Annotated in this window: 21 protein-coding genes and 5 pseudogenes; 22 read left to right on the top strand and 4 right to left on the bottom strand. The window is 38.9% G+C overall.

Translation table 11 applies throughout. The features are described 5' to 3' along the window. The first annotated feature begins 28 nt into the window (after positions 1-28). The 12 genes and pseudogenes from uvrC (at position 29) to HMPREF2876_RS04320 (ending at position 10372) form a co-directional block, all read left to right on the top strand. On the top strand, positions 29-1819 hold the full coding sequence (gene uvrC, locus HMPREF2876_RS04380) for an excinuclease ABC subunit UvrC (RefSeq protein WP_070584280.1): 1791 nt from the start codon (positions 29-31) through the stop codon (positions 1817-1819). 122 nt (positions 1820-1941) lie between these two features. Next, positions 1942-2547 carry a nitroreductase family protein gene (locus HMPREF2876_RS04375; protein WP_003041180.1) on the top strand — a complete coding sequence of 202 codons (606 nt, stop codon included), beginning with the start codon at positions 1942-1944 and terminating at the stop codon, positions 2545-2547. 19 nt (positions 2548-2566) lie between these two features. Beyond that, positions 2567-3967: a dipeptidase PepV gene (pepV, locus tag HMPREF2876_RS04370; protein ID WP_070584413.1), complete on the top strand. Its 1401-nt coding sequence runs from the start codon at positions 2567-2569 to the stop codon at positions 3965-3967. A gap of 55 nt (positions 3968-4022) precedes the next feature. Beyond that, positions 4023-4694: pseudogene (locus HMPREF2876_RS10155) on the top strand (NmrA family NAD(P)-binding protein). A gap of 3 nt (positions 4695-4697) precedes the next feature. After that, complete coding sequence (locus HMPREF2876_RS11125) at positions 4698-4880, top strand: hypothetical protein (protein ID WP_224783938.1); 183 nt, start codon at positions 4698-4700, stop codon at positions 4878-4880. A gap of 9 nt (positions 4881-4889) precedes the next feature. Further along, entirely contained in the window at positions 4890-5474 is a 585-nt protein-coding gene (locus HMPREF2876_RS04355) for a uracil-DNA glycosylase family protein (RefSeq protein WP_070584276.1), read from the top strand. 102 nt (positions 5475-5576) lie between these two features. Next, entirely contained in the window at positions 5577-6029 is a 453-nt protein-coding gene (locus HMPREF2876_RS04350) for a MarR family transcriptional regulator (RefSeq protein ID WP_006268509.1), read from the top strand. Then, a pseudogene (locus HMPREF2876_RS04345) lies at positions 6026-7558 on the top strand (glycine betaine ABC transporter substrate-binding protein). Before HMPREF2876_RS04350 ends, HMPREF2876_RS04345 begins: the two are co-directional and overlap by 4 nt. Then, positions 7555-8274 carry an ATP-binding cassette domain-containing protein gene (locus HMPREF2876_RS04340; RefSeq protein ID WP_024053012.1) on the top strand — a complete coding sequence of 240 codons (720 nt, stop codon included), beginning with the start codon at positions 7555-7557 and terminating at the stop codon, positions 8272-8274. Before HMPREF2876_RS04345 ends, HMPREF2876_RS04340 begins: the two are co-directional and overlap by 4 nt. Before the next feature lie 11 nt (positions 8275-8285). Next, a pseudogene (locus HMPREF2876_RS04330) lies at positions 8286-9216 on the top strand (alcohol dehydrogenase catalytic domain-containing protein). A 141-nt stretch (positions 9217-9357) separates the two neighbouring features. Beyond that, positions 9358-10056 carry an LD-carboxypeptidase LdcB/DacB gene (ldcB, locus tag HMPREF2876_RS04325; RefSeq protein ID WP_070584271.1) on the top strand — a complete coding sequence of 233 codons (699 nt, stop codon included), beginning with the start codon at positions 9358-9360 and terminating at the stop codon, positions 10054-10056. Between the two features lie 25 nt (positions 10057-10081). Beyond that, positions 10082-10372, top strand: a complete 291-nt coding sequence (locus HMPREF2876_RS04320; protein ID WP_024053016.1) for an AraC family ligand binding domain-containing protein — start codon at positions 10082-10084, stop codon at positions 10370-10372. Positions 10373-10501: 129 nt separating this feature from the next. Here the strand turns inward: HMPREF2876_RS04320 and HMPREF2876_RS04315 are convergent, their stop codons facing one another. Together HMPREF2876_RS04315 and HMPREF2876_RS04310 are read right to left on the bottom strand one after the other, a co-directional pair. Beyond that, the gene (locus tag HMPREF2876_RS04315; protein WP_003023866.1) at positions 10502-10747 is read right to left on the bottom strand and encodes a type B 50S ribosomal protein L31; all 246 of its coding nucleotides are present in this window, start codon (positions 10745-10747) and stop codon (positions 10502-10504) included. A 103-nt stretch (positions 10748-10850) separates the two neighbouring features. Continuing rightward, on the bottom strand, positions 10851-11789 hold the full coding sequence (locus tag HMPREF2876_RS04310; RefSeq protein ID WP_024053018.1) for a DHH family phosphoesterase: 939 nt from the start codon (positions 11787-11789) through the stop codon (positions 10851-10853). Between the two features lie 152 nt (positions 11790-11941). Here HMPREF2876_RS04310 and HMPREF2876_RS04305 point away from each other — a divergent pair, with 152 nt between their 5' ends. From HMPREF2876_RS04305 to thrS, 4 genes and pseudogenes are all read left to right on the top strand, one after another. Next, positions 11942-12385, top strand: a complete 444-nt coding sequence (locus tag HMPREF2876_RS04305) for a flavodoxin (protein WP_003030007.1) — start codon at positions 11942-11944, stop codon at positions 12383-12385. Between the two features lie 133 nt (positions 12386-12518). Then, positions 12519-13904 (top strand): Fe-S cluster assembly protein SufB, encoded by a 1386-nt coding sequence (sufB, locus tag HMPREF2876_RS04300; RefSeq protein WP_070584269.1) that lies wholly within the window; start codon positions 12519-12521, stop codon positions 13902-13904. A gap of 432 nt (positions 13905-14336) precedes the next feature. Beyond that, a pseudogene (locus HMPREF2876_RS04295) lies at positions 14337-14981 on the top strand (AAA family ATPase). Next, the gene (thrS, locus tag HMPREF2876_RS04290; RefSeq protein ID WP_070584267.1) at positions 14974-16926 is read left to right on the top strand and encodes a threonine--tRNA ligase; all 1953 of its coding nucleotides are present in this window, start codon (positions 14974-14976) and stop codon (positions 16924-16926) included. The pseudogene HMPREF2876_RS04295 and the gene thrS overlap by 8 nt, the downstream one beginning before the upstream one ends. Positions 16927-17119: 193 nt before the next feature. On the opposite strand, the pseudogene HMPREF2876_RS04285 reads toward thrS, so the two are convergent. Beyond that, positions 17120-17660 (bottom strand): annotated as a pseudogene (locus HMPREF2876_RS04285) (TetR/AcrR family transcriptional regulator). A gap of 137 nt (positions 17661-17797) precedes the next feature. Here HMPREF2876_RS04285 and HMPREF2876_RS04280 point away from each other — a divergent pair. The 4 genes from HMPREF2876_RS04280 (at position 17798) to HMPREF2876_RS04265 (ending at position 23321) form a co-directional block, all read left to right on the top strand. Then, positions 17798-18499 carry an ABC transporter ATP-binding protein gene (locus tag HMPREF2876_RS04280; protein WP_042754190.1) on the top strand — a complete coding sequence of 234 codons (702 nt, stop codon included), beginning with the start codon at positions 17798-17800 and terminating at the stop codon, positions 18497-18499. Positions 18500-18513: 14 nt separating this feature from the next. Beyond that, positions 18514-21879, top strand: coding sequence for an ABC transporter permease (locus tag HMPREF2876_RS04275; RefSeq protein ID WP_070584266.1), 3366 nt, complete (start codon positions 18514-18516; stop codon positions 21877-21879). Positions 21880-21969: 90 nt separating this feature from the next. Continuing rightward, entirely contained in the window at positions 21970-22806 is an 837-nt protein-coding gene (locus HMPREF2876_RS04270) for a metallophosphoesterase family protein (RefSeq protein ID WP_024053027.1), read from the top strand. Positions 22807-22871: 65 nt separating this feature from the next. Beyond that, positions 22872-23321 (top strand): Rrf2 family transcriptional regulator, encoded by a 450-nt coding sequence (locus tag HMPREF2876_RS04265; protein ID WP_024053028.1) that lies wholly within the window; start codon positions 22872-22874, stop codon positions 23319-23321. A gap of 32 nt (positions 23322-23353) precedes the next feature. On the opposite strand, the gene HMPREF2876_RS04260 is transcribed toward HMPREF2876_RS04265, so the two are convergent. Next, on the bottom strand, positions 23354-24130 hold the full coding sequence (locus HMPREF2876_RS04260; protein WP_024053029.1) for a glycyl-radical enzyme activating protein: 777 nt from the start codon (positions 24128-24130) through the stop codon (positions 23354-23356). A gap of 132 nt (positions 24131-24262) precedes the next feature. Between HMPREF2876_RS04260 and HMPREF2876_RS04255 the strand changes: the two genes are divergently transcribed. Continuing rightward, positions 24263-25006, top strand: coding sequence for a DeoR/GlpR family DNA-binding transcription regulator (locus HMPREF2876_RS04255; protein WP_003028982.1), 744 nt, complete (start codon positions 24263-24265; stop codon positions 25004-25006). Between the two features lie 18 nt (positions 25007-25024). Further along, positions 25025-25987, top strand: a complete 963-nt coding sequence (locus tag HMPREF2876_RS04250) for a sugar-binding transcriptional regulator (protein WP_070584263.1) — start codon at positions 25025-25027, stop codon at positions 25985-25987. Positions 25988-26020 lie beyond the last annotated feature (33 nt).

Genomic DNA, 26020 nt, shown 5'->3' with positions numbered 1-26020 from the left:
TTTGCTCATTTTTGCTATAATGATAATTATGAACAACTTGATTAAATCAAAATTAGAATTGTTGCCTACTAGTCCAGGTTGCTATATTCATAAAGATAAAAATGGCATTATCATCTATGTCGGAAAAGCTAAGAATCTGCGTAATCGGGTGCGCTCTTATTTTCGTGGGAGCCATGATACTAAAACGGAAGCACTGGTGTCTGAGATTGAGGATTTTGAGTTTATTGTCACGGAGTCTAATATTGAAGCCTTGCTGCTTGAAATCAATCTAATCAAGGAAAATCGGCCTAAATATAACATCATGCTTAAGGACGATAAGTCCTACCCTTTTATCAAAATCACCAATGAGATATATCCGCGACTTATTATTACACGTCAGGTTAAAAAAGATGGTGGTTTATATTTTGGCCCGTATCCTGATGTAGGTGCTGCGAATGAAATTAAGCGCCTGCTGGATCGCATTTTTCCTTTCCGCAAGTGTACCAATCCACCTGAGAAAGTTTGCTTCTACTATCATATCGGACAGTGTCGAGCTCATACTGTCTGCCATAATGATCCACATTTCTTTCAAGAGATGGCTCAAGAAGTAGCAGATTTCCTCAAAGGTCATGATAATAAGATTATTGATGAATTGAAAGGAAAAATGACTAGTGCTGCTGAAAATATGGAATTTGAAAAAGCGGCTGAATACCGAAATTTGCTTCAAAGTATTGCGACACTTCGCACCAAGCAACGAGTGATAGCAAAGGATTTACAGAATCGGGATGTCTTTGGATATTATGTGGACAAAGGATGGATGTGTGTACAGGTTTTCTTTGTCCGTCAAGGAAAACTCATTGAGCGAGATGTAAATATGTTTCCTTATTACAATGACCCTGACGAGGATTTTCTGACCTATATTGGTCAATTTTATCAGGAAAAATCTCATCTGATTCCCAATGAAATTTTGATTCCATCTGATATTGATGAAATAGCTGTTCAGGCTGTGGTGGATACGAAGATTCTCAAACCTCAGCGAGGAGAGAAGAAACAGCTGGTTAATTTGGCTATTAAAAATGCGCAAGTTAGTTTGCAGCAGAAGTTTGATTTGTTGGAGAAATCTGTTGAAAAAACACAGGGAGCTATTGAAAATCTAGGTCAGTTGCTCAATATTCCCACTCCAGTTCGGATTGAATCGTTTGATAATTCCAATATTATGGGAACAAGTCCTGTTTCAGCTATGGTGGTTTTTATCAATGGCAAACCCAGCAAAAAAGATTATCGCAAGTATAAGATTAAGACAGTTATCGGTCCTGATGACTATGCTAGTATGCGAGAAGTGATTAAGCGCCGTTACAGTCGGGTTATGCGAGATGGTTTAATACCGCCTGATCTTATTGTCATTGACGGTGGTCAGGGTCAAGTCAATATTGCTAAAGACATCATTCAAAATCAATTAGGGTTAGATATTCCTATCGCTGGTTTGCAAAAAAATGACAAGCACCAGACGCATGAATTGCTCTTTGGCGATCCTTTGAAAGTGGTTGAGTTATCTCGCAATTCGCAGGAATTTTTCCTCTTACAACGCATTCAAGATGAGGTGCACCGCTTTGCCATTACCTTCCACCGCCAGCTTCGCTCAAAAAACTCCTTTTCTTCGCAACTAGATGGCATTGAAGGACTGGGGCCTAAACGCAAGCAAAATCTGATGCGACATTTTAAATCTTTGGCCAATATCAAGAAAGCTAGTGTTGATGAAATTGTCGAAGTGGGTGTACCGCGAAAAGTGGCAGAGGCAGTGCAGAGAAAATTGAGAGAGTCTAGAGATAAAAAAGAATAACAACAACTAGGTCTTAAATCTTATGAATTAAGGTGAAAGCGTTCGTTTTCTCATAAAACCCCTGCAAGCTCTTCCAATTTATGGTAAAATGGAATGAGTATAATAAGAAAAGGAAAGTCCTTATGAAATTTCTTGAATTAAATAAAAAGCGTCATGCAACTAAGCATTTCAATGATAAAGCAGTTGATCCGAAAGATGTGCGGACGGCGATTGAAATTGCAACTTTAGCGCCAAGTGCTCATAATAGCCAGCCTTGGAAATTTGTAGTTGTGCGTGAGAAAAATGCAGAGTTGGCTGAGATTGCTTTCGGTGCAAACAAAGACCAAATCACAGAAGCACCTGTGACGATTGCTCTTTTTACAGATACAGACTTAGTTAAACGCGCTCGGAAAATTGCTCGTGTGGCTGGGGTCAATAATATGTCCGATGAATTGTTGCAATATTATATGCAAAATTTACCGGTTGAATATGGGCATTATTCTGAGCAGCAAAAAAGCGATTATTTGGCTTTAAATGCTGGTTTGGTGGCAATGAATCTTGTTTTAGCATTGACTGACCAAGGAATTGGTTCCAATGTTATCCTTGGATTTGATAAGTCGAAAGTCAATCAAGTGCTAGATATTGATGAACGCTTCCGTCCAGAACTTTTAATTACCGTTGGTTACACAGACGACAAACTGGAGCCAAGTTATCGTTTGCCAGTGGATGAGATTATTGAAAAACGTTGATAGAAAGGAATCTGATTTTATGACGATTGATTTTAAAGCAGAAGTTGAAAAACGTCGCGATGCTCTGTTGAATGACTTGTTTAGCCTTTTGGAAATTAACTCTGAGCGAGATGACACGAAAGCAGATAAAGAACATCCTTTTGGGCCTGGACCTGTTAAGGCTTTGGAAAAATTCTTAGAATTAGCTGCGCGTGATGGCTATCCAACGAAAAATGTTGACAATTATGCAGGGCATTTTGAATATGGCGAAGGAAAAGAAGTGCTTGGAATTTTTGCGCATATGGATGTTGTGCCGGCTGGAAGTGGCTGGGATACAGATCCCTATACGCCAACTATCAAGGATGGTAAATTATTTGCGCGTGGTGCGAGCGATGACAAAGGGCCAACGATGGCTTGCTATTATGGACTGAAAATTATCAAAGAATTAGGCTTGCCGACATCTAAGAAGGTTCGTTTTGTAGTTGGTACAGATGAGGAATCCGGCTGGGCTGATATGGACTATTATTTCAAACACGTTGGTCTGCCAGAGCCAGATTTTGGCTTTTCGCCAGATGCAGAATTTCCGATTATCAATGGTGAAAAAGGAAACATCACCGAATATCTTCATTTTGCAGGGGAAAATGGCGGAGCTGCGCACTTGCATAGCTTTACTGGCGGACTTCGTGAAAATATGGTTCCTGAATCTGCAACAGCAGTGGTATCAGGAAATGTGCCAAATCTTGAAGATGAATTAGATGAATTTGCAAAAGAACACGGACTTCGATTTGAATACCAAGAATTACCGAGTGGTCAAATAACAATTACGATTGTTGGGAAATCCGCTCACGGAGCATCTCCACAATCCGGTGTCAATGGCGCGACTTATCTGGCGAAATTCTTGACCCAGTTTGATTTTGCAGATTCTGCTAAAGACTATCTTGAAGTGACTGGGAACATTCTTTTAGAAGACCATGCAGGAAAAGCTTTAAAAGTGGATTATATAGATGAAAAAATGGGTGCTCTTTCTATGAATGCTGGGGTTTTCCGCTTCGATGAAGCAAGCAACGACAACACCATTGCTCTTAATTTCCGTTATCCACAAGGAACCAATCCAGAAATGATCAAATCTAAATTGGAAAACTTGCCAGTAGAAAAGGTGACATTGTCCGAGCACGAGCATGTTCCCCACTATGTTCCAATGGAAGATCCGCTTGTGAAGACACTTTTAGATGTGTATGAAAAGCAAACAGGTCTGAAAGGTTATGAGCAAATCATTGGTGGAGGAACGTTTGGTCGTCTCTTGAAACGCGGTGTTGCTTATGGTGCCATGTTCCCAGGCTATACAGATACCATGCACCAAGCAAATGAATTTATAGATGTAGAAGATCTTTTCCGTGCAGCAGCTATTTATGCTGAAGCAATTTATGAACTGATTAAATAAAACAGGTAAACTCAGCTAGAAATAGTTGAGTTTCTTTCAAAGAAAGAGAACAATTATGATTTACACAATTACGAGTGCGACAGGTCAATTGGGGCAAAAGGTTGTTGCTGAGGCACGAAAACATTTAAATTCTAATGAAATTCGGCTATCTGTTCGAAGTCCCAAAAAAGCAAGTCAATATGTAACAGCAGGGATTGATGTTAGAGCAGCTGATTATTTAGATATGGATTCTATGGTCGAGGCTTGGCGTGGAACGGATGTTTTGATTTACATTCCAAGTATTTCCCATCCAAGCATTGTGCGTGTGCCAGAATTTTAAAATTCGGTCATTGCAGCAGAAAGAGCTGGAGTTAAGCACTTTATCTTTGTTGGATTTTTCGCCGATCAAGTCAATAGTCCATTTCACATGGCAGCTTTCTTTGCATATGCCAATACTCGTCTAGCGTCAGCTGGATTTTCTTACAGCATTATCAAAAATGCTATGTATGCTGATCCATTGGTGCCTTATTTACCTGAGTTAATAGAGCGCAAGGCTGTTATTTATCCAATGGGCAATGCCAAAATGAGCTTTGTTCCGCAGGAAGATAGTGCAGAAGCTATTGTCAAACTGGCTATGTTACCTGCCTTACAGGGAAAGACGTATGTTTTGACTCAAGAACGCAATTACACAATGTTGGAGCTGGCTAATCTTTTGTCCGAGGTTTCTGGTCACGAGATTGGCTACTAACCAGTGACGGTTGAGGAATTTGCTGCTCTGTATGATCAGCCTAAAGGTTTCGGTGTTGTGCTGGCTTCCCTTTACCAAGCTGGAAGTCAAGGCTGTTTGGACATTGTGACAGATGATTTTCGGACGATCACAGGACGGCAGGCAGCTGATTTGAAAACTTATATGAAGAAGAATTATCAAAAATAGAGGCAAGAAATGGAAACGCTAGAAGACATTAAGAAAGCTATTATGGATGATTCACAAAATCAAGCATATACAAAGCGAGGAATTGAGCCGCTTTTTGCAGCGCCTAAAACGGCACGTATCAATATTGTCGGTCAAGCACCGGGCATCAAAGCGCAGGAAACGCGCTTGTACTGGAATGATAAGAGCGGTGATCGCTTGCGTGAATGGATGGGTGTTGATTATGATACTTTTTATCATTCAGGTTATTTTGCTGCGATTCCAATGGACTTTTACTTTCCAGGTCATGGAAAATCAGGAGATTTGCCACCTCGCAAGGGTTTTGCTGAAAAATGGCATCAACAGATTTTAGAATTGTTACCAGATCTGGAATTAACTATTCTTATTGGCCAATATGCTCAGAAGTATTATCTTCATCAAAAGGGAACTGTAAAGTTAACCGATACGGTAAAACATTATCAAGATTATTTGCCAGAATATTTCCCACTTGTTCACCCATCTCCACGAAATCAAATCTGGCTGGTCAAGAATCCTTGGTTTGCAGAGCAAGTGATACCAGATTTGCAGGCGAATGTTCAACAGATTATTTCAAGATGAGCACTTGCTCATCTTTTTTTTGAAACCAAATCTTTGACAAAAAAAGGTTCGATATAGTATTATAAATAAACTTCTATATCGTATGTTTTAGAAAGAAGAAAAATGGGTAAAAAAGTAGTCAATAGTGGATTTTACATTGGGAAAATTCATCGTTTATCTAATCGATTAATGAATCATATTTTGTTAGAACGAGGGATTCAAGCTTTTAATGGAGAACAGGGACGTATTTTACATGCGCTTTGGCAAAAAGATTATCAAAGCCAAACCGAACTGTCAGAGCAGACCGGTTTGACGTTGAACACTCTAACCAAAATGATTGACCGAATGATTCGCATGAAGCTTGTGGAACGGTGTTCTCATGAAAAAGATAAGCGGAAAAAGATGATTTGTCTGACAGATTATGCAAAAGGATTAAAAGCAGAATATGATGCAATTTCTGATGAAATCATTGAAATCTTTTACAGTGGTTTTTCTGATCTGGAAATCAGTGAATTTGAGATTTATTTAGAGCGTATTTTAGTAAATTTAAGCCAATCAAGAAAGGATGAAGCATGAACGAGTTAATCAAATTAGTCACCAATCAATGGCAGTTTCTGTTAGGTCTTATCTGGGATCATGTCTGGATATCGGGTTTGTCTATCTTACTTGCTTTAATTTTGGGAGTTGGGCTTGGAATTTTCATCAGTTTCAAAAAAAGCTGGGCTGGTGTCGTTATCGGAATAGTGAATATTCTTTATACAATTCCCTCTATTGCCCTTTTAGGGATTTTGATTTCAATTACAGGAATTGGTAACAAGACAGCAATTGTAGCTTTAACCTTGTATGCACTGTTACCCATGGTACGGAGCACTTATACAGGGATTACAGGTGTTGATCCGCTTCTCGTTGAAGCAGCAGAAGGAATGGGTTCTACTCGCAAGCAGATTTTAACCAAAGTGCAATTGCCGCTTGCCTTTCCGGTCATGATGGCAGGTTTTCGAAATATGGTGACGATGACCATTGCGCTAGCCGGGATTGCTTCTTTCGTTGGTGCTGGTGGTCTGGGGCTTGCAATCTATCGTGGAATTACCACTAATAATCAAACCTTGACCTTAGTCGGAAGTGTTTTAGTAGCTTTGTTGGCACTAGCCTTTGATTTTCTCCTTTCTTTGGTCGAAAAATAAATCTTAAACCATAAAAAAGTATCCAAAAAATGGTTGGTTGTTTTAGGTTTCATAACTTTTTTGACAGCAGGAATAATAGCGTTTTTCCAAATGAATCCAATGGGTGGAACGGTCAAAATTGCGACCAAGCCACAGACAGAAAACTATATCTTAGGGGAAATGCAAAAGCAAGTTATTGAAGAATACACCAATCTGAAGGTCAAAATGACCAAAGGTGTTGGTGGTGGTACCTCAAATATTCATCCAGCAATGGTTAAAGGTGAATTTGATATTTATGCTGAATACACCGGTACAATCTGGGAAGTTATTCTCAAAAAATCAGGCTCGTATGATGAAAGTCAATTTAAGACGCTTGAAAGTCAATACCGCAAGAAATATCAACTTGCATGGGCAAATACATTTGGCTTTAATAACACATATGGCTTAGCCGTTCGCAAGGATGTAGCAGAAAAATACAATATTAAAACCTTTAGTGATTTAGCCAAAGCTAGTTCTAATTTAACTTTTGGTGCAGAGTATGACTTTTTTGGTCGTGAAGACGGTTTTGCACGTTTGCAATCTACCTATGGTATGAAGTTCAAATCTCAAGTAGATATGGATAGCGGATTGAAATATCAGGCTATTAAATCCGGAAAAGTTGATGCGATTGATATTTTTACTACAGATGGACAGCTTTATGGTGCCAATCTAGTGGTTTTGAAAGATGATAAAAAAATCTATCCTTCTTATCAGGCAGGAACAGTTGTTCGAGAAGCCACTCTAAAAAAATACCCACAATTGAAAAAAGCATTGGCAAAATTAGACGGTATTTTAACGGATAGTAAAATGGCAGAATTGAACCACAAAGTAGAAAACGACAAAGAAGAGCCTGCTAAAGTTGCTCATGACTATCTTGTAGAGAAAGGGATTTTGAAGAAATGATTGAATATAAAAATGTCAACAAATCATATGGAAATCAAGACATTATCAAAAATCTAAATCTAAAGATTGAAGATGGCACTTTTCTGACAGTTGTGGGGACTTCTGGTTCGGGCAAAACGACATTGTTAAAGATGATAAATGGTTTGGTCAAGCCGAATCAAGGGCAAATCCTTATCAATGGTCAAGATGTGCAGGACACGGATTTGATTGAATTGCGGCGAAACATCGGTTATTCGATTCAAGGAAATGGGCTTTTTCCGCATTTGACAGTTGCCGAGAATATCGCTTATGTGTTGAATTTGCAAAAGAAAAATCAAGTGGAAATAGAGAAAGTTGTAGATGAAAAGTTAGCCATGCTTGGTTTGGATACCCAGCTAAAAAATCGCTATCCAGCAGCTTTGTCTGGTGGACAGGCGCAACGAGTGGGGATTGCACGTGCATTAGCTGCAACTCCTAATATTTTGCTAATGGATGAGCCGTTTGGAGCAGTGGATGCTATTACGCGCTATCAGTTACAGCGTGAATTAAAGTTACTGCATGCAGAAACCGGAATTACAGTTGTGTTTATCACACACGATATAGCAGAAGCTTTGAAACTAGGTACGAAAATCCTCGTTTTAGATAAGGGAGAAATCCAGCAATATGGCACGCCGCAGGAAATAAAAATGCAGCCTGCAAATGATTTTGTCAGAAAACTACTAGAATTAGCAAGCTAAGGAGAAGTTCTATGAATCAAAAAATGAAAGCCATGGTGATTTATGAGCCTGGTGGTCCAGAAAAATTTGTTCTAGAAGAACGAGCCATCCCGAATGTAAAAGCAGGCTGGACTCTAGTCAAGATTAAAGGTTTTGGTATCAATCATTCAGAAATTGTCACTCGGAAAGGTCTATCTCCAACTGTTCAATTCCCTCGTATTTTAGGAATTGAGTGTGTAGGACAAGTAGTTGAAACGACAAGGAGAGATTTGCAAGAAGGGCAAAAAAATTGTTTCCATCATGGGTGAAATGGGACGTGCCTTTGACGGTTCTTATGCTGAATATGCTCTACTTCCAAATGAGCAGATTTATCCCGTAGATAGCCAATTACCTTGGTCTGAGTTAGCAACAGTACCAGAGACCTATTATACCGCTTTTGGCTCCTTCAAAAATCTGCAGATAAAAGAAGGAGATTCAATCTTAGTCCGAGCTGCGACAAGTGGCGTTGGATTAGCTTTCTTAAAATTGGTAAAGGCGCAATTCCCACAGAATCGTGTAGTTGGCACAGTTCGTTCTCTCGCTAAAAAAGATTTGCTTCAATATCTAGGTTTTGATGAGATTATTTTAGATGAAAAAGGAGTTTTGCAAACTGAGGAAAAGTTTGATAAAATCCTTGAATTAGTCGGTCCGGCTACTCTAAAAAATTCATTTGACCATATTCAAAGTGCAGGAATTATCTGTAACACTGGTCAATTAGGTAGCAAATGGTATGTAGAGGAGTTTGACCCAATCGTAGAAATAAAAAATAATAGTTTTTTGACGAGCTTTTATTCAGGCAATGTGAGCCAGCAGCTTATTGATGAACTTTTTAGCTATATTGATGCTTACCAAATAAATGTATCTCCTCAACGAGTCTTTTCATTAGAGCAAATCCCAGCAGCCCATTCTTATATCGAAAGTTAAGTGGGATTTGGTAAAATGGTCGTCTTAAATGATTAACTAGAAAAATTAAAAGTGTGCAAATTGCATGCTTTTTTGAATTGACAGACAGTATATCTACGCTTATAATGAAAATTAGAAAATTCTATAAATGAGGCAATACAGATGAAAAAAAGGATTGGGATTTTATTAGTAGCGAGTTTTTTTCTTTTGACAGCTTGTGGGGGAAAGAAAACGAATGTGGAAACGAAACAAGAAGGAAAAGCAACGTCTGCAAAAGTTGCGTCCTCTGAGCCAGCAAAGAAAAAAGCAAAAGTTCATTATAATGGTTCTTACTATAGTGTAAAAGGAAAATACGATGAAATTGTTATCGCAAATAAACATTATCCATTATCTTCAGATTATAACCCCGGTGAAAATCCTACTGCTAAAGCAAAATTGCTGGAATTGATTACTGCTATGCAGCGCGAAGGCTATCCTATCAGTCATCAATATAGCGGTTTCCGTAGTTATCAAACGCAGGTTACTCTTTATCAAAATTATGTCAATCAAGACGGGAAAGAAGCAGCAGATCGTTATTCTGCCCGACCTGGCTATAGTGAACACCAAACAGGCTTGGCATTTGACTTGATTGGCACAGACGGAAATCTAGTAACAGAAGAAAAGGCAAGTCGATGGCTTTTGAAACATGCAGCCGAATATGGTTTTGTCGTGCGCTATCTAAATGGTAAAGAAGACAAAACTGGATATATGCCAGAGCAATGGCATCTCCGCTATGTTGGAAAAGAAGCAAAAGCGATTGCAGATTCAGGACTATCTTTAGAAGAATATTACGGTTTTTCCGGGGGAGATTATAAGGATTAAAGTTGAACACAAGGAGACAATACACATGAAAATTTACACAATGAACCCTACTATTGATGTCGTGGAAACACCTGTTGAAGAAACTAACCGCATCATCCGTCATCCTCACTTAGAAGAAGGAAAAATAATTCCTGGACACAAGGCTGATGCTTTGGTGACTGTTGTCTGTCTAGAGGGAAAGGTTGATTTTACAGCATCTGGTCAAACCGTTCAACTTGTTCCTGGAAGTTTTTTAACCATGGAACCCAATGAACTTCATAGTTTATATGGTGTGAAAGATAGCCATGTATTGGTTATTCAGCAATTAAAATACTGAATGTGAAAAAAGGTAAAAACTTGGAAGTCATACTGTCGTAGATTCCAAGTTTTGTTGATTATATAAAAAACCTTTCCCAAAATTGGAAAAGGCTTATTATCAACATTTTTTGTAATGTAAATACGATTTTTATTTGAGACCGTATTTTTTGTTGAAACGATCCACACGTCCATCTGCTTGAGTGAATTTTTGACGTCCAGTATAGAATGGATGTGAGTCTGATGAAATTTCCACACGGATCAAAGGATAAGTGTTTCCATCTTCCCATTCAACAGTTTCGCTAGAATACTTAGTAGAACCACTAAGGAATTTGTAGCCGGTTGAAGTATCCATAAAGACAACAGGACGGTATTCAGGATGAATATCTTTTCTCATTTTTAAAAATTTCCTTTCTGCCATGGTCTCTCTGCGAGCCATAGATTCGTTACTTTGATAGTTTACCAAATTCTAGCGGATTTGACAAGTCTTTTCTACCAAATTATTTCCTTTTTGCCAATTCTTTCAATTCTTGATAAACTTCTTCGATTTCTTCTTTGGAGTAAGCATTGGCACCACTGGCAAGAGGATGACCGCCTCCGTCGTGTTTTTTAGCTACTTCATTGATCGGGATAAATTTACTCCGTAGTCGAACGCGGTAATTGCCATTTTCTTGCTCAACAAAAATTCCCCATAATTCAACACTGTCAATACGCCCTGGAGCTGAAACGATAGCGGAAGTATCAGCATCTGTTAAATGATTGGCTTTGAGAAGTTCCTGAGTTAAAATGACACGAGCTGCACCATTTTCATCGACTTCTAAATGGTCATAAACATAGCCTTGAAGTTTAGCGATTTGATAGCTGAAAGAGTCCATTTTTCGAGCCAAAGCAGCAAAATCAAAGGGATACTCGCGAAGTTTACTTGCGACAGCCATTGTGCGGGCAGTTGTGGCAGGATATAGGAAACGTCCTGTATCACCGACAATTCCAGCATAAAGCAATTTAGCAGAATAATCATCTAGTTTGAGTTTATTTTCCAATGCAAAGAGAGCAATTAACTCACTAGCACTACTAGAGCTAGTATCTACCCAAGAAATGTCCCCGTAAATATCATCGTTTGGATGATGATCAATTTTGATGAGAAAATCTCCTTTGTTGTACCGTTCGTCATCAATCCGAGCAGTATTTGCTGTATCACAAACAATAACTAAAGCATGTTTGTAATCATCATCTGAAACATCATCCATTTTAGCCATCCAAGCAAGAGTAGGTTCAGTCTTTCCTGCTACTTTAATCTTTTTCTCAGGGAAATTGACTTGAAGTAATTTTTTCAAACCGACTTGACTTCCTAAGGCATCAGGATCAGGTCGCATGTGACGATGAATGATGATTGTATCATATTCTTTAATTTTATGTAAAATTTGCTTGAAAATTTCCATATGATAACCTCCGCTCTACCTTTTATTCATTGTATCATAAGATGATTATTTTAAAAAGTAAAAGGGAAAAGTAGGGAACTTTAAGAGATTGGAAGTGCAACAATTTGTTCAATGTGTTATAATAAACTGATAGAATTTTTTTGGAGGAAATTATGGCTTTAGCAAAAATTGTATTTGCGAGTATGACAGGAAATACAGAAGAAATCGCAGATATTGTAGCTGATAAATTAAAAGAACTTGGTTTAGAAGTAGATATTGATGAATGCACAACGGTTGATGCAGAGGAATTTCTAGAAGCAGACATCGCAATCGTTGCTTCTTACACATACGGTGACGGCGAGTTGCCTGATGAAATTGTTGATTTTTATGAAGATTTAGCTAGTCTTGACTTGACCGGAAAGATTTATGGTGTTGTCGGATCGGGCGATACATTCTATGATGAGTTCTGTAAGGCCGTAGATGACTTTGATCGTGCTTTTGCGGCAACAGGTGCTGAAAAAGGCGCTGAAAATGTCAAAGTCGATCTATCAGCAGAAGATGAAGATATTGAAAATCTGGAGAAATTCGCTGAAGCATTAGCCGAAAAAGTACGGTAATCATGTAAGAAGGCTGGGAAATTTTCCTAGCCTTTTTTAGCTTAATTTATTCGATTTTAGGCATATATTCTGACATTTCTAATATAGAATAGTATAATAAGAGAAGAGAATTTGTATCAATGGGAGGAATGAGATGACGAAAGAACGAGATTATACCTTTGGATTTCATGACGATGTGAAACCTTTGTTCTCAACAGGCAAAGGTCTGACAGAAGAGGTTGTTCGTGAAATTTCTGAAATTAAAAATGAGCCACAATGGATGTTGGATTATCGCTTGCGTTCTTTAGAATTATTCCATAAATTGCCCATGCCTGATTTTGGACCAGATTTATCCGGCATACGATTTGATGATATTGTCTATTATCAAAAATTAAGTGGGGATCGGGCTAGAAGTTGGGATGAGGTACCAGATGAAATAAAGAAAACCTTTGAGCGTCTGGGGATTCCTGAAGCAGAGCGTCAATTTTTGTCAGGGGCTGTTGCTCAGTATGAATCTGAAGTGGTCTATCACAACATGAAAGAAGAATTTGCCAAGCAAGGCATTATCTTTACCGATACTGACACGGCAGTACAAGAATATCCGGATTTGGTAAAAAAATACTTTGGAACAGTCATTTCTAATGCAGAGCACAAGTTTTCCGCTTTGAACAGTGCTGTTTGGTCAGGTGGCACATTTATCTATGTTCCTAAAAATGTTCAATGTCAGGTGCCAGTTCAGACCTATTTCCGTATCAATGGAGAGAATGCCGGTCAGTTTGAACGCTCGCTCATTATCGTAGAAGAGGGTGGCTCTATTCAATACATTGAAGGTTGCACAGCGCCGACTTATACGACCAATAGTCTTCATGCTGCAAATGTGGAAATTATTGTCAAAAAAGATGCTTTTTTCCGCTATACAACGATTCAAAACTGGTCAGACAACGTTTATAATCTGGTGACAGAGCGTGGAACGGTTGAAGAAGGCGGTACTTTGGAATGGATTGACGGAAATCTGGGCAGCAAGGTCAATATGAAATATCCTTGTAGCATTTTGAATGGCCGCAATGCAAGAACTTCAGTCCTTTCCATGTCCTTTGCTAATTATGGTCAGCATTTGGATGCGGGTTGTAAAGTCTATCACAATGCGCCAAAGACTTCTAGCACATTGATTTCCAAGTCTGTTGCCAAAGACGGTGGTAAGACGGATTACCGTGGTCAAGTCCGTTTTGGCAAGAACAGTGCTGGTTCAAAGTCTCACATTGAGTGCGACACGATTCTTATGGATGGTGAATCCAGCTCAGATACCATTCCATTTAATGAAATTCACAATTCAAATGTTGCACTTGAACACGAAGCTAAGGTTTCTAAGGTTTCAGAGGATCAGCTTTATTACCTTATGAGCCGCGGTATTAGCGAAGAAGAAGCAACTGCTATGATTATCAATGGCTTTATGGAACCAATCACCAAAGAACTCCCAATGGAGTATGCAGTCGAACTTAATCAGCTCATCAATATGAGTATGGAAGGCTCTGTAGGATAAAAGTAAAAACAGTCGTGAGGCTGTTTTTTTGAAACAAGAGAAAGAAAAAAGCACCGAATCGGTGCACGCTTTTGCAAGCTTGAGTACGGACAAAGCCTTATTTTAACTTGCTGTGCTGTTTCGAATGGTTCCAAAACACAATACACTTTAATCATAGGACTTGCAAAATTTTTCAATCGTGCTATAATATTTTTTAGAGACATATCGCTGACTGGAATCTTTTAGAGAGCGCGTGGAGCTGAAAATCGCGCAGAGAAAGGCAGTTGAGACTACTCTGTTAGCTTTTATGCAAACATAAAACGGTGGCTACGTTAGAGCCAATCAGAGGTGTCAACAAACTTTTTTGTTGTACATGAATGAAGGTGGAACCACGTTGCGACGTCCTTTTCGGGATGTCGTTTTTTTTTTATTTTGTTGAAGGGAGGAAAAGTTATGCTATATATGATTGGCTGATCACCCTGCAGCGGGAAATCAACGCTCGCTTCCCTTCTTGCTCGGAAGTACGATTTGCTTCATATCAAGCTGGATGATTTGGTAGATGAGATGATAGCTCAAGCAAGAGAGGACTTAAAGCCGATTTCCCTTCTGAGACAGGACAGAAATCCGGAACAAATCTGGATGAGAAATCCAGAAGAGATGGCAGATGAAGAATGGCGTTTTTATGAAGAGATTTTTCCTTATGTGACATCTTACTTGATAAAAAATCAAGACAAAGCCCTCTTGGTGGAGGGAGCAGGGCTTCTGCCTCACCTGATAAAAAGTCTTGAAGAACCAGCGGTTTCCTATCTATGCTTGACTCCGACAGTTGATTTTCAGAAAAAGCATTATAAGCAGAGAGAATGGGTTCCTTATGTTTTAGAGGGAACTTCCAATCCTGAGCAAGCTTTTGAAAACTGGATGCAGCGTGACATTCTTTTTGCCCAAATGGTGCGGAAGGAAGCTCAGAAATTAGGCTATCCCAGTCTCATGACAGACGGCAGTCAATCAATCGGAAAAGGAGACTGCTGAAGAGATTGCCAGGCGCTTAAAATTGCCCAATACAAATAAATAGATATTAAAGGAGAAAACTATGATTAAGATTACTTTCCCAGACGGCGCTGTTCGTGAATACGAAAGCGGCAGCACAACATTTGATATTGCTCAGTCTATCAGCAATTCCTTGGCAAAGAAATCCTTGGCTGGTAAATTCAACGGCAAACTCATCGATACCACTCGTCCTATTACAGAAGACGGTAGCATCGAAATTGTGACACCTGACCACGAAGACGCCCTGCCTATCTTGCGCCATTCGGCTGCTCATCTCTTTGCCCAAGCTGCTCGTCGTCTCTTCCCAGACATTCACTTGGGTGTCGGTCCAGCTATTCAGGACGGATTTTACTATGATACAGACAATACCGCAGGACAAATTTCCAACGAAGACTTGCCTCGTATCGAAGAAGAAATGAAGAAGATTGTCAAGGAGAATTTCCCGTCAATTCGCGAAGAAGTGACAAAAGATCAAGCGCGAGAAATTTTCAAGAAAGATCCTTACAAGTTGGAATTGATTGAGGAGCATTCAGAAGATGAAGGTGGTTTGACAATCTACCGTCAAGGTGAATATGTGGATCTCTGTTGTGGACCTCATGTCCCGTCAACTGGACGTATTCAAATTTTCCATTTGTTAAATGTAGCGGGTGCTTACTGGCGTGGAAATAGCGATAATGCTATGATGCAACGGATTTATGGTACAGCTTGGTTTGATAAGAAAGATTTGAAAAACTATCTTCAAATGCGTGAAGAAGCGAAGGAACGTGACCACCGTAAGCTCGGTAAAGAGTTGGATCTTTTCATGATTTCTCCTGAAGTTGGGCAAGGTCTTCCATTCTGGCTTCCAGATGGTGCGACTATTCGTCGTATCGTAGAGCGCTATATTACAGACCGCGAAGTCAATGACGGCTACCAACACGTGTATACGCCACCGCTTGCAAGTGTGGATTTATACAAAACTTCTGGTCACTGGGAACATTACCAAGAAGATATGTTCCCGCCAATGGATATGGGAGACGGTGAACAATTTGTTCTTCGTCCGATGAATTGCCCACACCATATTGAGGTTTATAAAAACCATGTTCATTCTTATCGTGAGTTACCTATTCGTATTGCGGAACTTGGTATGATGCATCGCTTTGAAAAATCAGGTGCACTTTCAGGACTCCAACGTGTTCGTGAAATGACCCTAAACGATTCTCACTTATTTGTCATGCCAGAGCAAATTCAAGAAGAATTTAAACATGTGCTGGATTTGATGATTGACGTTTACAAAGACTTTAATATCACAGATTATCGTTTCCGTCTGTCTTATCGTGACCCGAATGACAAACATAAATATTTTGATAATGATGAAATGTGGGAAAATGCTCAACGCATGTTAAAAGGAGCAATGGATGACTTAGGTTTGGACTACTTTGAGGCAGAAGGCGAAGCTGCTTTCTACGGTCCTAAATTGGATGTCCAAGTAAAAACGGCTCTTGGAAATGAAGAAACCCTTTCCACTATTCAATTGGACTTCTTGCTACCAGAACGTTTCGACCTTCATTATGTTGGAGCAGACGGTGAAGAGCATCGTCCAGTCATGATTCACCGTGGTATTGTGTCTACTATGGAGCGCTTTATTGCTTACTTGATTGAAACATACAAAGGTGCTTTCCCAACTTGGCTTGCTCCTCATCAAGTGACGGTCATTCCAATTTCTAATGAAGCGCATGCTGATTACGCTTGGAAAGTAGCGAAAGAACTGCGCAATCGTGGTGTCCGTGTGGATGTCGATGAACGCAATGAAAAAATGCAATACAAGATTCGTCAAAGTCAAACTCATAAAGTTCCTTATCAATTGATTGTAGGGGACAAGGAACAAGCAGATGGTACGGTGAATGTCCGTCGTTATGGCAGCAAACAAACGCATACAGAAACACTTGCAGAATTTGTAGACCATATTTTGGCTGATATTGCTAGAAAATCACGCATAGATGATAAGGACAACTAAGCTAAAAAGTAGATGATAGGATGCAATGATGACACAGATGCATATAAAAATGTGCAACAGAGAATTATACCATATATTCTGTCATCTCACTTTACAATCTTTCAATTTCTGAGCTTAAGCTAGAAAAGATATAAATCAAAAACTCTATTTCTAAAAGGAATTTTCCCGATTAGAAATAGAGTTTTTTAGTTTATCATTGCCAAGCGTCATAATCAAATGTTTGTAAAATCGTATTCGTCATTTCTTCAGGTGTTTCTTTAGTGCCACTTGAAATCCAAAGTGAGATAATGCCCTCTACACTAGATAGAAAAACTTCAAGCGCATATTTTTCAGAAATAGTGAAATTTTCTTTTAAAAAGTGTTCGGTTTGAACTTTGTGCTGATCGTTCGTTAAAATACTAAGCATAAATTCACGGATTGTTTCACGGAAATTGAGGTAATGACTTTGAGAAACAGCATAAATCAGGTCATGGTTTTGTTGGAGATAGCTTAGATTTGTAATGATTGTTTGTAGTTTCTTCAAAATTTTTACGTAATTGGGTAATAATTTCTTCTTTTAGTGTTTCAATTAGGTCGAATTTATCAAGATAATGAAGGTAGAAAGTTCCACGGTTGATACCTGCTCGTTGACAGAGTTTACTAACGGAAATTGTTTCAAATTTTTCTTCTAACAAGAGCTGAATGAGGGCTTCTCTGATATGCTGCTTGGTTGCTGTTTGTCGATTTTGTACCATAATACTCCTTAAATGAACACTCTGTTGATAATTGATGATTGCCTTTATGTTAAGTCTATTTTATAATAAAGATAGGATTCAATCAACAAACAGCTTGTTTATTTAATTGGACATGGAAACTGAAAGAGGAAAAGGCGATGGCTTATATTGAAATGAAGCATAGTTACAAGCGGTATCAAATGGGAGACACAGAAATTATTGCCAACAATGATATCTCTTTTGACATCGAAAAAGGAGAATTGGTCATCATTCTTGGAGCTTCTGGTGCTGGAAAATCGACGATTCTGAACATTCTTGGTGGAATGGATAGTAATGACGAGGGAGATGTGCTGATTGATGGGCAAAATATAGCGCATTACAACGCTTATCAACTGACAGACTATCGGAGAAATGATGTTGGTTTTGTATTTCAATTTTATAATTTAGTTCCCAATCTGACGGCGCTAGAGAATGTTGAGCTGGCTTCAGAAATTGTTCAAGATGCGCAGGATGCAGCAGAGGCGTTAGCAGCAGTTGGGCTAGGAAATCGACTGCATAATTTTCCTACTCAATTATCTGGTGGTGAGCAGCAACGTGTTTCCATTGCGCGTGCCGTGGCAAAAAATCCTAAAATTTTGCTTTGTGATGAACCAACAGGTGCGCTAGATTATAAAACAGGTAAGCAAGTGCTGCAAATTCTTCAAGATATGTCACGCAAACAGAGAGCAACAGTGATTATCGTGACTCACAATGGTGCGTTAGCTCCGATTGCAGACCGCGTGATTCGTATGCATGATGCACGGATTCAGTCCGTCACTTTGAATGAACATCCTCAAGATATTGCAAGTCTAGAGTATTAGTGAGGAGTGGTGATATGAAAAAATCCATTCTAAATAAAGACATCTGGCTCTCTTTTCGTCAGTCCAAAGGACGCTTTCTGTCCATTATGTTTTTGATGATGTTAGGTTCTTTTGCGCTAGTGGGCCTGAAAGCAGCCAGTCCAGACATTGAAAATTCAGCCAATCGTTATCTTTCACAGATGAAAATGATGGATTTGGCAGTGATGTCAGATTATGGTATCAGCAAAGCTGACCAAAAAGAACTGAATGCAGTTCCAAATGCACAGGTAGAATATGGTTATTTTACAGATACGGTGGTTGGAGATAGCTCAACTTCTGTTCGAGTTTTTTCTCAGACAACTAATATTTCTAAGTTCAAGCTTGTCTCAGGTCATTTTCCAAGCAAGGAAAATCAAGTGGCTTTGGCTAGTTTTTATCAAGGAAAGTACAAGATTGGCGATAGCATTACTTTAAACGAGGAAGGAACCAATAAGTATGCTTTGAGACGGCATACCTTTACAGTGACAGGATTTGTCAATTCAAGTGAATTGGCTTCAACTATTTCTCTTGGCAGTTCTAACTCAGGGAGTGGTACCTTGTCTGCTTATGCAGTGGTGACGCTCAAAACGTTTCAAAGTCCAGTCTATACGGTCGCTCGTTTGAGATATAACAATTTAAAAACACTCAACTCCTTTGGAGATTCCTATAGAAAAAAGGTAAAACGGCATGAAGATGAGTTAGAAAAGCTACTGGCTGATAATGGAAAAAAACGTTTATCAGAGATAAAAGCCCAAGCACAGGCAAAAATTGCGGACGGAGAAGCAAAAATTCAAACTTCTCAACAAGCATTGGCAGATGCCCAGCAGCAACTAAGGAATGCGCAGGATCAAATTGATCAAAAAAGAGCAGATTTAGAGCTTGCTCAAGGTCAACTAACTGAAAAAGAAAACTTGCTTGCACAGGGCGCAGCTCAAATTGCACAGGCTGAGCAGACTTTGGAAAATACGAAAGAAAAATTAGATACAGCCGCCGCTCAACTGTCTTCAGGTTGGGCACAATTGAATCAAACGAAAACCCAATTAGATCAGGCAGCTAGTCAATTATCTGCTGCAAAAGAAAATGTAACAAATGCTCAAGCTACATTAGCTACAGCGCAGGCAGAATTGGAAAAAGGTCAAATGCAACTTGCAGCTGCAAAAACTAATTTGCAGACCAAAATAGCTGCGCTACAAGCACAAGGAATTGATCCAGCAACAGTGCCTGAAATTGTGGCAGCACAAACTCAACTAGCACAAGAAGAAGCAAAATTAAATCTTGCTCGTACAGAATTAGAGAAAAAGCAGGCTGAATTTCAAACTGGACTGTCGCAGTACAAAAGCCAAGAAGCGCTTTATAAAGCAGGACTTGCCCAATACCAATCTGCAGCTGAGGCATTGAATGCGAAACAAGCTGAATATGACGCAGGCTTAGCTCAATATCAAAGTGGTCAGGCAACCTTAAGAAATAAACAAACCGAGTACCAAGCAGGTCAAGCCCAATTGGCGCAAGCAAAACAACAAATCGCAGACGGTCAGGCGCAATTGGACCAAGCTCAGGCAACATTGAACGATAAAAAAACTGAATACGAAAAGCAAAAGAAAGATGCTGAAACAAAAATAAAAAATGGGCAAGCAGACATTCAAAAGGCAAAAGAGGAAGTAGCTGGTTTGTCTGTATCAACCTACCGTGTGTATACACGTCGGACATTTCCAGGAGCTGACGAGTACACAACAACGGGGAATCGTGCTTATGGAATCTCAGCTGTAGGAAATGCTTTTCCGATTGTACTATATCTGGTAGCTGCCCTTGTAACGGTAACGACAATGACACGTTTTGTCAGCGAAGAACGCACAAATGCTGGCGTTTTAAAAGCTTTAGGTTATCGGAATCAAGATGTCGTTAAGAAATTTGTCGTTTATGGCTTGGTTTCAAGTTTGTTAGGTACAGTAATGGGAAGTTTGTTAGGTACTTATTTCTTACCCTACATCTTAGGGAAAACTATTTTTAAGACATCAACTTATCCAGATTTGCGATTAGAATTTTATTGGGAAATTAGTCTCATTGCTCTTTTATGCTCGGTCTTGTGTGGTGTCGCACCAGCCCTTTATATTGCTCACAAAGAGTTGAAAGAAAAACCATCTCAATTATTGTTGCCCAAGGCACCTACCAAAGGCTCAAAAATCTTGCTAGAGCGGATTGACTTCATCTGGCGTCGGCTTAGCTTTACGCAAAAAGTGACGGCTCGAAATATCTTTCGTTACAAGCAAAGAATGCTGATGACCATTTTTGGTGTGGCAGGCTCCGTCGCCCTCTTATTTGCCGGTTTGGGGATGTCTTCTTCCATGGAAGGTATGGGAAATCGGCAGTATGGAGAAATTATCAAATACGATGCGGTCATTTCGCAAAAACATCATCTCAAATCAGACGAGCAAGCAGCAATCAATCATTTATTAGCAGATAAAAAAATAGCTAAAAAACGCGGTATTTATCAAGAAACATTTACCAAAAAAATCAAGGGTGCTAAAGATGAACAGTCTCTCGCGTTATTTGTGACAACAGGCAAGGATTTTCATCATTTCATAGAGTTATATGATAGTCAAAGCAAAGCGATCTTGAACTTGTCTTCGCATGGAGCGGTCATTTCTCAGAAATTAGCAACCATTATGCATGTTTCTGTTGGAGATACTTTTGAGGTGACATCCGATGAAGGAAAACGCTATAAAATCAAAGTTTCTGGTATCACTGAAATGTACGCAGGGCATTTTATCTTTATGAATCAGGACTATTATCAAACGGTATTTGCTCGTAAGTTCCAAGAAAATGCTTATCTGATAAAATTGAAAGATTCCTCTAGCAAAAATGTGCAGGATACCGCAGCAGCCTTCATGAAATTAACTGGTGTGCGAGCAGTCGTACAAAATACGGGGATTTTGGAACAAATTGATGTCATTGTCAAATCTCTTGGCTTTGTAATGCAGATTTTAACTGTTGCCTCTATTTTACTAGCCATTGTGATTCTTTATAACTTGATGAATATCAATGTTGCAGAGCGGATTCGAGAATTATCAACGATTAAAGTATTGGGATTTCATAATAAAGAAGTCACGCTTTACATTTATCGAGAGACCATTCTTTTGTCTGTTATTGGTATTATTGTAGGCTTGTTTTTAGGAAATATTTTACATCGCTCCCTTTTAGAGACGATTGCCCCAGACGCCTTTCTTCTCAATCCGGCAGTATCGGTGTTTGTATATCTTGTACCAGTCTTTTCTATCATCATGATTTTGATTGTCTTAGGCTTTATGGTCAATGCAATATTGAGGCGTATTGACATGTTGGAAGCGTTGAAGTCGGTAGATTGATGAGGCAGTAAAACTTTCACTCAAACTTGGGAGTGGAAGTTTTTTCTTGGTTTGTTATAATATTTTATAAAGGACAGATGAAACGGTACAATGAAACGAAAAATTGCTTTATTATCAGATATTCATGGAAATGTAACGGCATTAGAAGCTGTTTTGGCGGATGCTAAAAAGGAACAGGTGACCGATTACTGGTTTTTGGGAGATTTATTGGCACCCGGAACGGGGCGAAAGAAAATTATTGACTTAATGGCTGCTTTACCGATTAGCCTTCAAGTGCGGGGAAATTGGGAAGATAGCATTTGGAATGCTCTTCATGGGAAATTAGATATCAGTCGCCCTAGTCATTTATATATGGTTTGTTTATGCCAGTATCTTTTGGAAGAAGTCACACCTGAAGAACTGAACCGATTGCATGAGCTGCCTTTGCAGCTTTTGACAAAAGTTGGCGATTTAGAAATTGCTGTGACTCATCATTTGCCAGATAAAAATTGGGGACGAGAGTTGATTCATATTGGTCAACAAGAGAATTTTGATCGCCTGTTTGAAGGTAACAATTGTGCCATTGCCATTTATGGTCATATTCATCAGCAATTTCTTCGTTATGCGACGGGGGGACAGATGATTATCAATCCGGGATCTATCGGTCAGCCGTTTTTTCTAGATGCTTGTTTGCGAAAGGATCTGCGAGCTCAGTATGCTATTTTAAAAATTGATGAACAGGGATTAGCAGATGTCGATTTTCGACGAGTGGCTTATGATGTAAATAAAGAATTGGAAATGGCTAGAACATTGAAGTTGCCTTATTATGAAGTATATTACGAAAGTCTGGTCAATGGAATTCATCATACGCATAATCATGATTTACTTCGAGCAATTAGTGAGCGAGAAGATTATGTTGCACATCTCAAGGAGTTTTTTGAGAAGTAACACTTGAAGTTACAACGTAAATAAAGTATACTAGTAATAGAATCTGCAAATGAAAGGAGTTTTACATGCAAATTTCGAGTCGTTTTACCATTGCCACGCACATGCTGACTGTTATAGCATTAGAATGTCAAAAACATAAGGTGACTAGCGATTTTCTAGCTGACAGCGTTGGAGTAAATCCTGTCATTATTCGCAAGACATTATTACAGTTGAAAAGTGCAGATTTGATTTCTGTTGCGCGTGGAACGGGCGGGGCTGTCATCAGAAAAGATTTAAAAGACATTACCCTCTTGGATGTCTATCAAGCAGTAGAAAGTCTGGGCAAATCTGGGCAACTCTTTAGCTTTCATGAGCATCCCAATCCATCTTGTCCCATTGGCAGAAATATTCACTTAGTTTTAGATGACAAATTAGCAGAAATTCAAGCAGCAATGGAAGAAGAACTGAGCAAGACCAGTCTGGCAGATGTCGTTGCATCTGCCCAAGAAGAGATAAAAAAACAATCCATTTCGTGAGAAATGGATTGTTTTTTGGAGAAAAAGAGGAGCTAAAAATAACAGTTGATTTCATAATCAAGAAAAACTTGCTGATAATCATAGAGGTCTTCCGGATGTAGAGCTTGCACATTTTCCATTTCATAAGAACGTTTTAGTAATTTATATTTATTTTCACCGAATTGATGAAAAGGTAAGAGTTGTACTTGATCAATAGATAATTTTTTAAATAAAATAGCAAATTGTTCGGCATCTTCTAGAGAGTCATTAAAGCTAGGGATAACAGGAATACGCAGGACAATGGTTTTTTGTTGCGAAAAAGCATAATGAATATTTTTGATAATTAGTTCATTTTTGACCCCTGTGACTTTGCGGTGATTGATGGTGTTATAATGCTTTAAGTCAGTATAGATAAAATCTACATACTGGAGCAAATCAACGAATTTGTTATGATCTACAAAGGCTGTCGTTTCAATTGCTGTATGGATACCTTTTTCTTTGGCAGCTTTAAGGATTGCTTTGGCAAATTCAAACTGAGCAAAGATTTCTCCACCAGACAAGGTCAGGCCCCCACTTGATTCTTCATAAAATTCTCTATCTTTGAGAACTTCTTTGATAATCTCTTCAACGCTTTTTTCCTCTCCCATGGTGATAGTCTTTTTGCTAGAAGCGTCTAACATGGGCTCAGGTTTAAATTTCTGAGATTCTGGATTGGCACACCAAGGACAGCGTAAAGGACAGCCTTTTAGAAAAACAGTTGTCCGAATTCCTGGTCCGTCGTGAATACTAAAATGTTGAATATTAAAGATGATTCCTTTTTCTGCACTCATGATGTACACTCTTTTCTTGCTTATTTTCTTTTATTATATCAAACAAACGAAAGAAAAACAATTACGAATGAAACTATTTTTTGTTTTATTTATTCCTTAAATTCTGTTAAAATAAAGAATGAGGTGAATAAAATGGAACGTTTAGATGAAATCGTTAAGCTCGTTTCGGAGTTTGAAAAAATTGATGTTAATACTTTATCTGATAAATTAAAAGTCTCTAAAGTAACGATTCGGAAAGATTTGGATAAGCTGGAAATGAAAGGCTTGCTTCATCGGGAGCACGGTTATGCGGTCTTAAATAGTGGTGATGACTTGAATGTCCGGCTTTCTTTTCATTATGATACCAAGCGAAAGATAGCACAAGAAGCGGCAAAAATTGTTGCAGACAATGAAACGATTATCATTGAATCTGGTTCAACTTGTGCTCTGTTAGCTGAAGAAATCTGTCGTACTAAGAAGAACGTGAAAATTATTACAAATTCTTATTTTATCGCAGACTATGTGAGAAAAGTAGATTCTTGCAAGATTATCTTGCTAGGCGGTGAATTTCAGAACGATTCGCAAGTTACGGTCGGTCCTTTACTTAAGGAAATGATTCAATTTTTCCATGTAGAACATGCTTTTGTAGGGACTGATGGCTATGATGAAGAGCTTGGTTTTACAGGTAAAGATTTAATGCGTAGCGAAGTGGTGCAATATATGTCGGAAGCATCTGATAAAATGATTGTGTTAACAGATTCGAGTAAATTTGATAAAAGAGGGACTGTCAAGCGTTTTGGTTTGAAACAGGTTTCGCAGGTGGTAACCGATCAAGCTATTCCGACAGCAGCGGTTCAACGCCTAAAAGCAGCCAATATCAAATTGACTCTAGTCTGATAAGTAGAGGGAGATAAGATGAAAAGTGAAAGAAAAAGGCTATTAGCTAAGATTGCTTATCTTTATTATATAGAGGAGAAAAGTCAGGCAGAAATTACAGCAGAGACAGGGATTTATCGGACAACTGTGAGTCGTATGCTGGCTGAAGCTAAAAAGGAAGGTATTGTCAAAATCGAGATTGAAGCCTTTGATGCGCGTTTGTTTCATTTAGAAAATGTAGTGAAAGAGAAGTATGGGTTAAAAGGACTTGAAATCGTAGCAAATCAAGTGGATGATTCACCTTCTGATTTGGAGCAGCGGTTAGCTCAATCAGCGGCAGGAATGCTTCGGGGGATGATTGATGACAATGCTAAAGTTGGATTTTCATGGGGAAAGAGTCTTAGTCTCTTGGTAGAACACTCGGGCAGTCGGCACTTGAATAATGTGCATTTTTTTCCATTGGCTGGCGGACCTAGCCATATTCATGCTCGTTATCATGTTAATACCCTCATTTACAGTATGGCTAATAAATACCATGGGGATTGTCGCTTTATGAATGCGACGATTATACAGGAAGACGAGATCTTAGCAAAAGGAATTTTATCTTCTAAATATTTTGATGACTTAAAAAGAAGTTGGCAAGAACTAGATGTGGTTGTTGTTGGTATTGGCGGACAAGTGGATGAAAAGAATCGGCAGTGGTTGGATATGCTGACGGCTGAAGATTTTCGTACAGTGGAAAATGAAGGAGCTGTCGGAGAAATTTGTTGCCGCTTTTTTGATGAAAATGGTGAGTTGGTTGATGAACAGTTGCAAAATCGAACAGTTGCTATTTCTTTAGATTATTTAAAAACAGTTCCTTACAGTCTGGCTTTCGCCTATGGTCGTCAAAAAGCTGCCGCTATTTTGGCGGTTTTACGTGCTGGGTATGTCAACCATTTAGTTACAGATGAAGCAACTATTTTAAAAGTGTTGGAATTGGATAATAGTGCAGTTAATTAATTAGGGGAACTATATACCAGTTTACACCACTAA

Source organism: Streptococcus sp. HMSC073A12, assembly GCF_001812815.1.
GTDB lineage: Bacteria > Bacillota > Bacilli > Lactobacillales > Streptococcaceae > Streptococcus > Streptococcus vaginalis.
Note: the sequence above shows the minus strand (reverse complement) of the source record. Positions and strands in the feature narration are given on the sequence as shown.

Bases quoted from the DNA above. Each gene is read 5' to 3' on its own strand.
- uvrC (WP_070584280.1), top strand. From the start codon at position 29: ATGAACAACTTGATTAAATCAAAATTAGAATTGTTGCCTACTAGTCCA.
- HMPREF2876_RS04375 (WP_003041180.1), top strand. From the start codon at position 1,942: ATGAAATTTCTTGAATTAAATAAAAAGCGTCATGCAACTAAGCATTTC.
- pepV (WP_070584413.1), top strand. From the start codon at position 2,567: ATGACGATTGATTTTAAAGCAGAAGTTGAAAAACGTCGCGATGCTCTG.
- HMPREF2876_RS04355 (WP_070584276.1), top strand. From the start codon at position 4,890: ATGGAAACGCTAGAAGACATTAAGAAAGCTATTATGGATGATTCACAA.
- HMPREF2876_RS04350 (WP_006268509.1), top strand. From the start codon at position 5,577: ATGGGTAAAAAAGTAGTCAATAGTGGATTTTACATTGGGAAAATTCAT.
- HMPREF2876_RS04340 (WP_024053012.1), top strand. From the start codon at position 7,555: ATGATTGAATATAAAAATGTCAACAAATCATATGGAAATCAAGACATT.
- ldcB (WP_070584271.1), top strand. From the start codon at position 9,358: ATGAAAAAAAGGATTGGGATTTTATTAGTAGCGAGTTTTTTTCTTTTG.
- HMPREF2876_RS04320 (WP_024053016.1), top strand. From the start codon at position 10,082: ATGAAAATTTACACAATGAACCCTACTATTGATGTCGTGGAAACACCT.
- HMPREF2876_RS04315 (WP_003023866.1), bottom strand. From the start codon at position 10,747: ATGAGAAAAGATATTCATCCTGAATACCGTCCTGTTGTCTTTATGGAT.
- HMPREF2876_RS04310 (WP_024053018.1), bottom strand. From the start codon at position 11,789: ATGGAAATTTTCAAGCAAATTTTACATAAAATTAAAGAATATGATACA.
- HMPREF2876_RS04305 (WP_003030007.1), top strand. From the start codon at position 11,942: ATGGCTTTAGCAAAAATTGTATTTGCGAGTATGACAGGAAATACAGAA.
- sufB (WP_070584269.1), top strand. From the start codon at position 12,519: ATGACGAAAGAACGAGATTATACCTTTGGATTTCATGACGATGTGAAA.
- thrS (WP_070584267.1), top strand. From the start codon at position 14,974: ATGATTAAGATTACTTTCCCAGACGGCGCTGTTCGTGAATACGAAAGC.
- HMPREF2876_RS04280 (WP_042754190.1), top strand. From the start codon at position 17,798: ATGGCTTATATTGAAATGAAGCATAGTTACAAGCGGTATCAAATGGGA.
- HMPREF2876_RS04275 (WP_070584266.1), top strand. From the start codon at position 18,514: ATGAAAAAATCCATTCTAAATAAAGACATCTGGCTCTCTTTTCGTCAG.
- HMPREF2876_RS04270 (WP_024053027.1), top strand. From the start codon at position 21,970: ATGAAACGAAAAATTGCTTTATTATCAGATATTCATGGAAATGTAACG.
- HMPREF2876_RS04265 (WP_024053028.1), top strand. From the start codon at position 22,872: ATGCAAATTTCGAGTCGTTTTACCATTGCCACGCACATGCTGACTGTT.
- HMPREF2876_RS04260 (WP_024053029.1), bottom strand. From the start codon at position 24,130: ATGAGTGCAGAAAAAGGAATCATCTTTAATATTCAACATTTTAGTATT.
- HMPREF2876_RS04255 (WP_003028982.1), top strand. From the start codon at position 24,263: ATGGAACGTTTAGATGAAATCGTTAAGCTCGTTTCGGAGTTTGAAAAA.
- HMPREF2876_RS04250 (WP_070584263.1), top strand. From the start codon at position 25,025: ATGAAAAGTGAAAGAAAAAGGCTATTAGCTAAGATTGCTTATCTTTAT.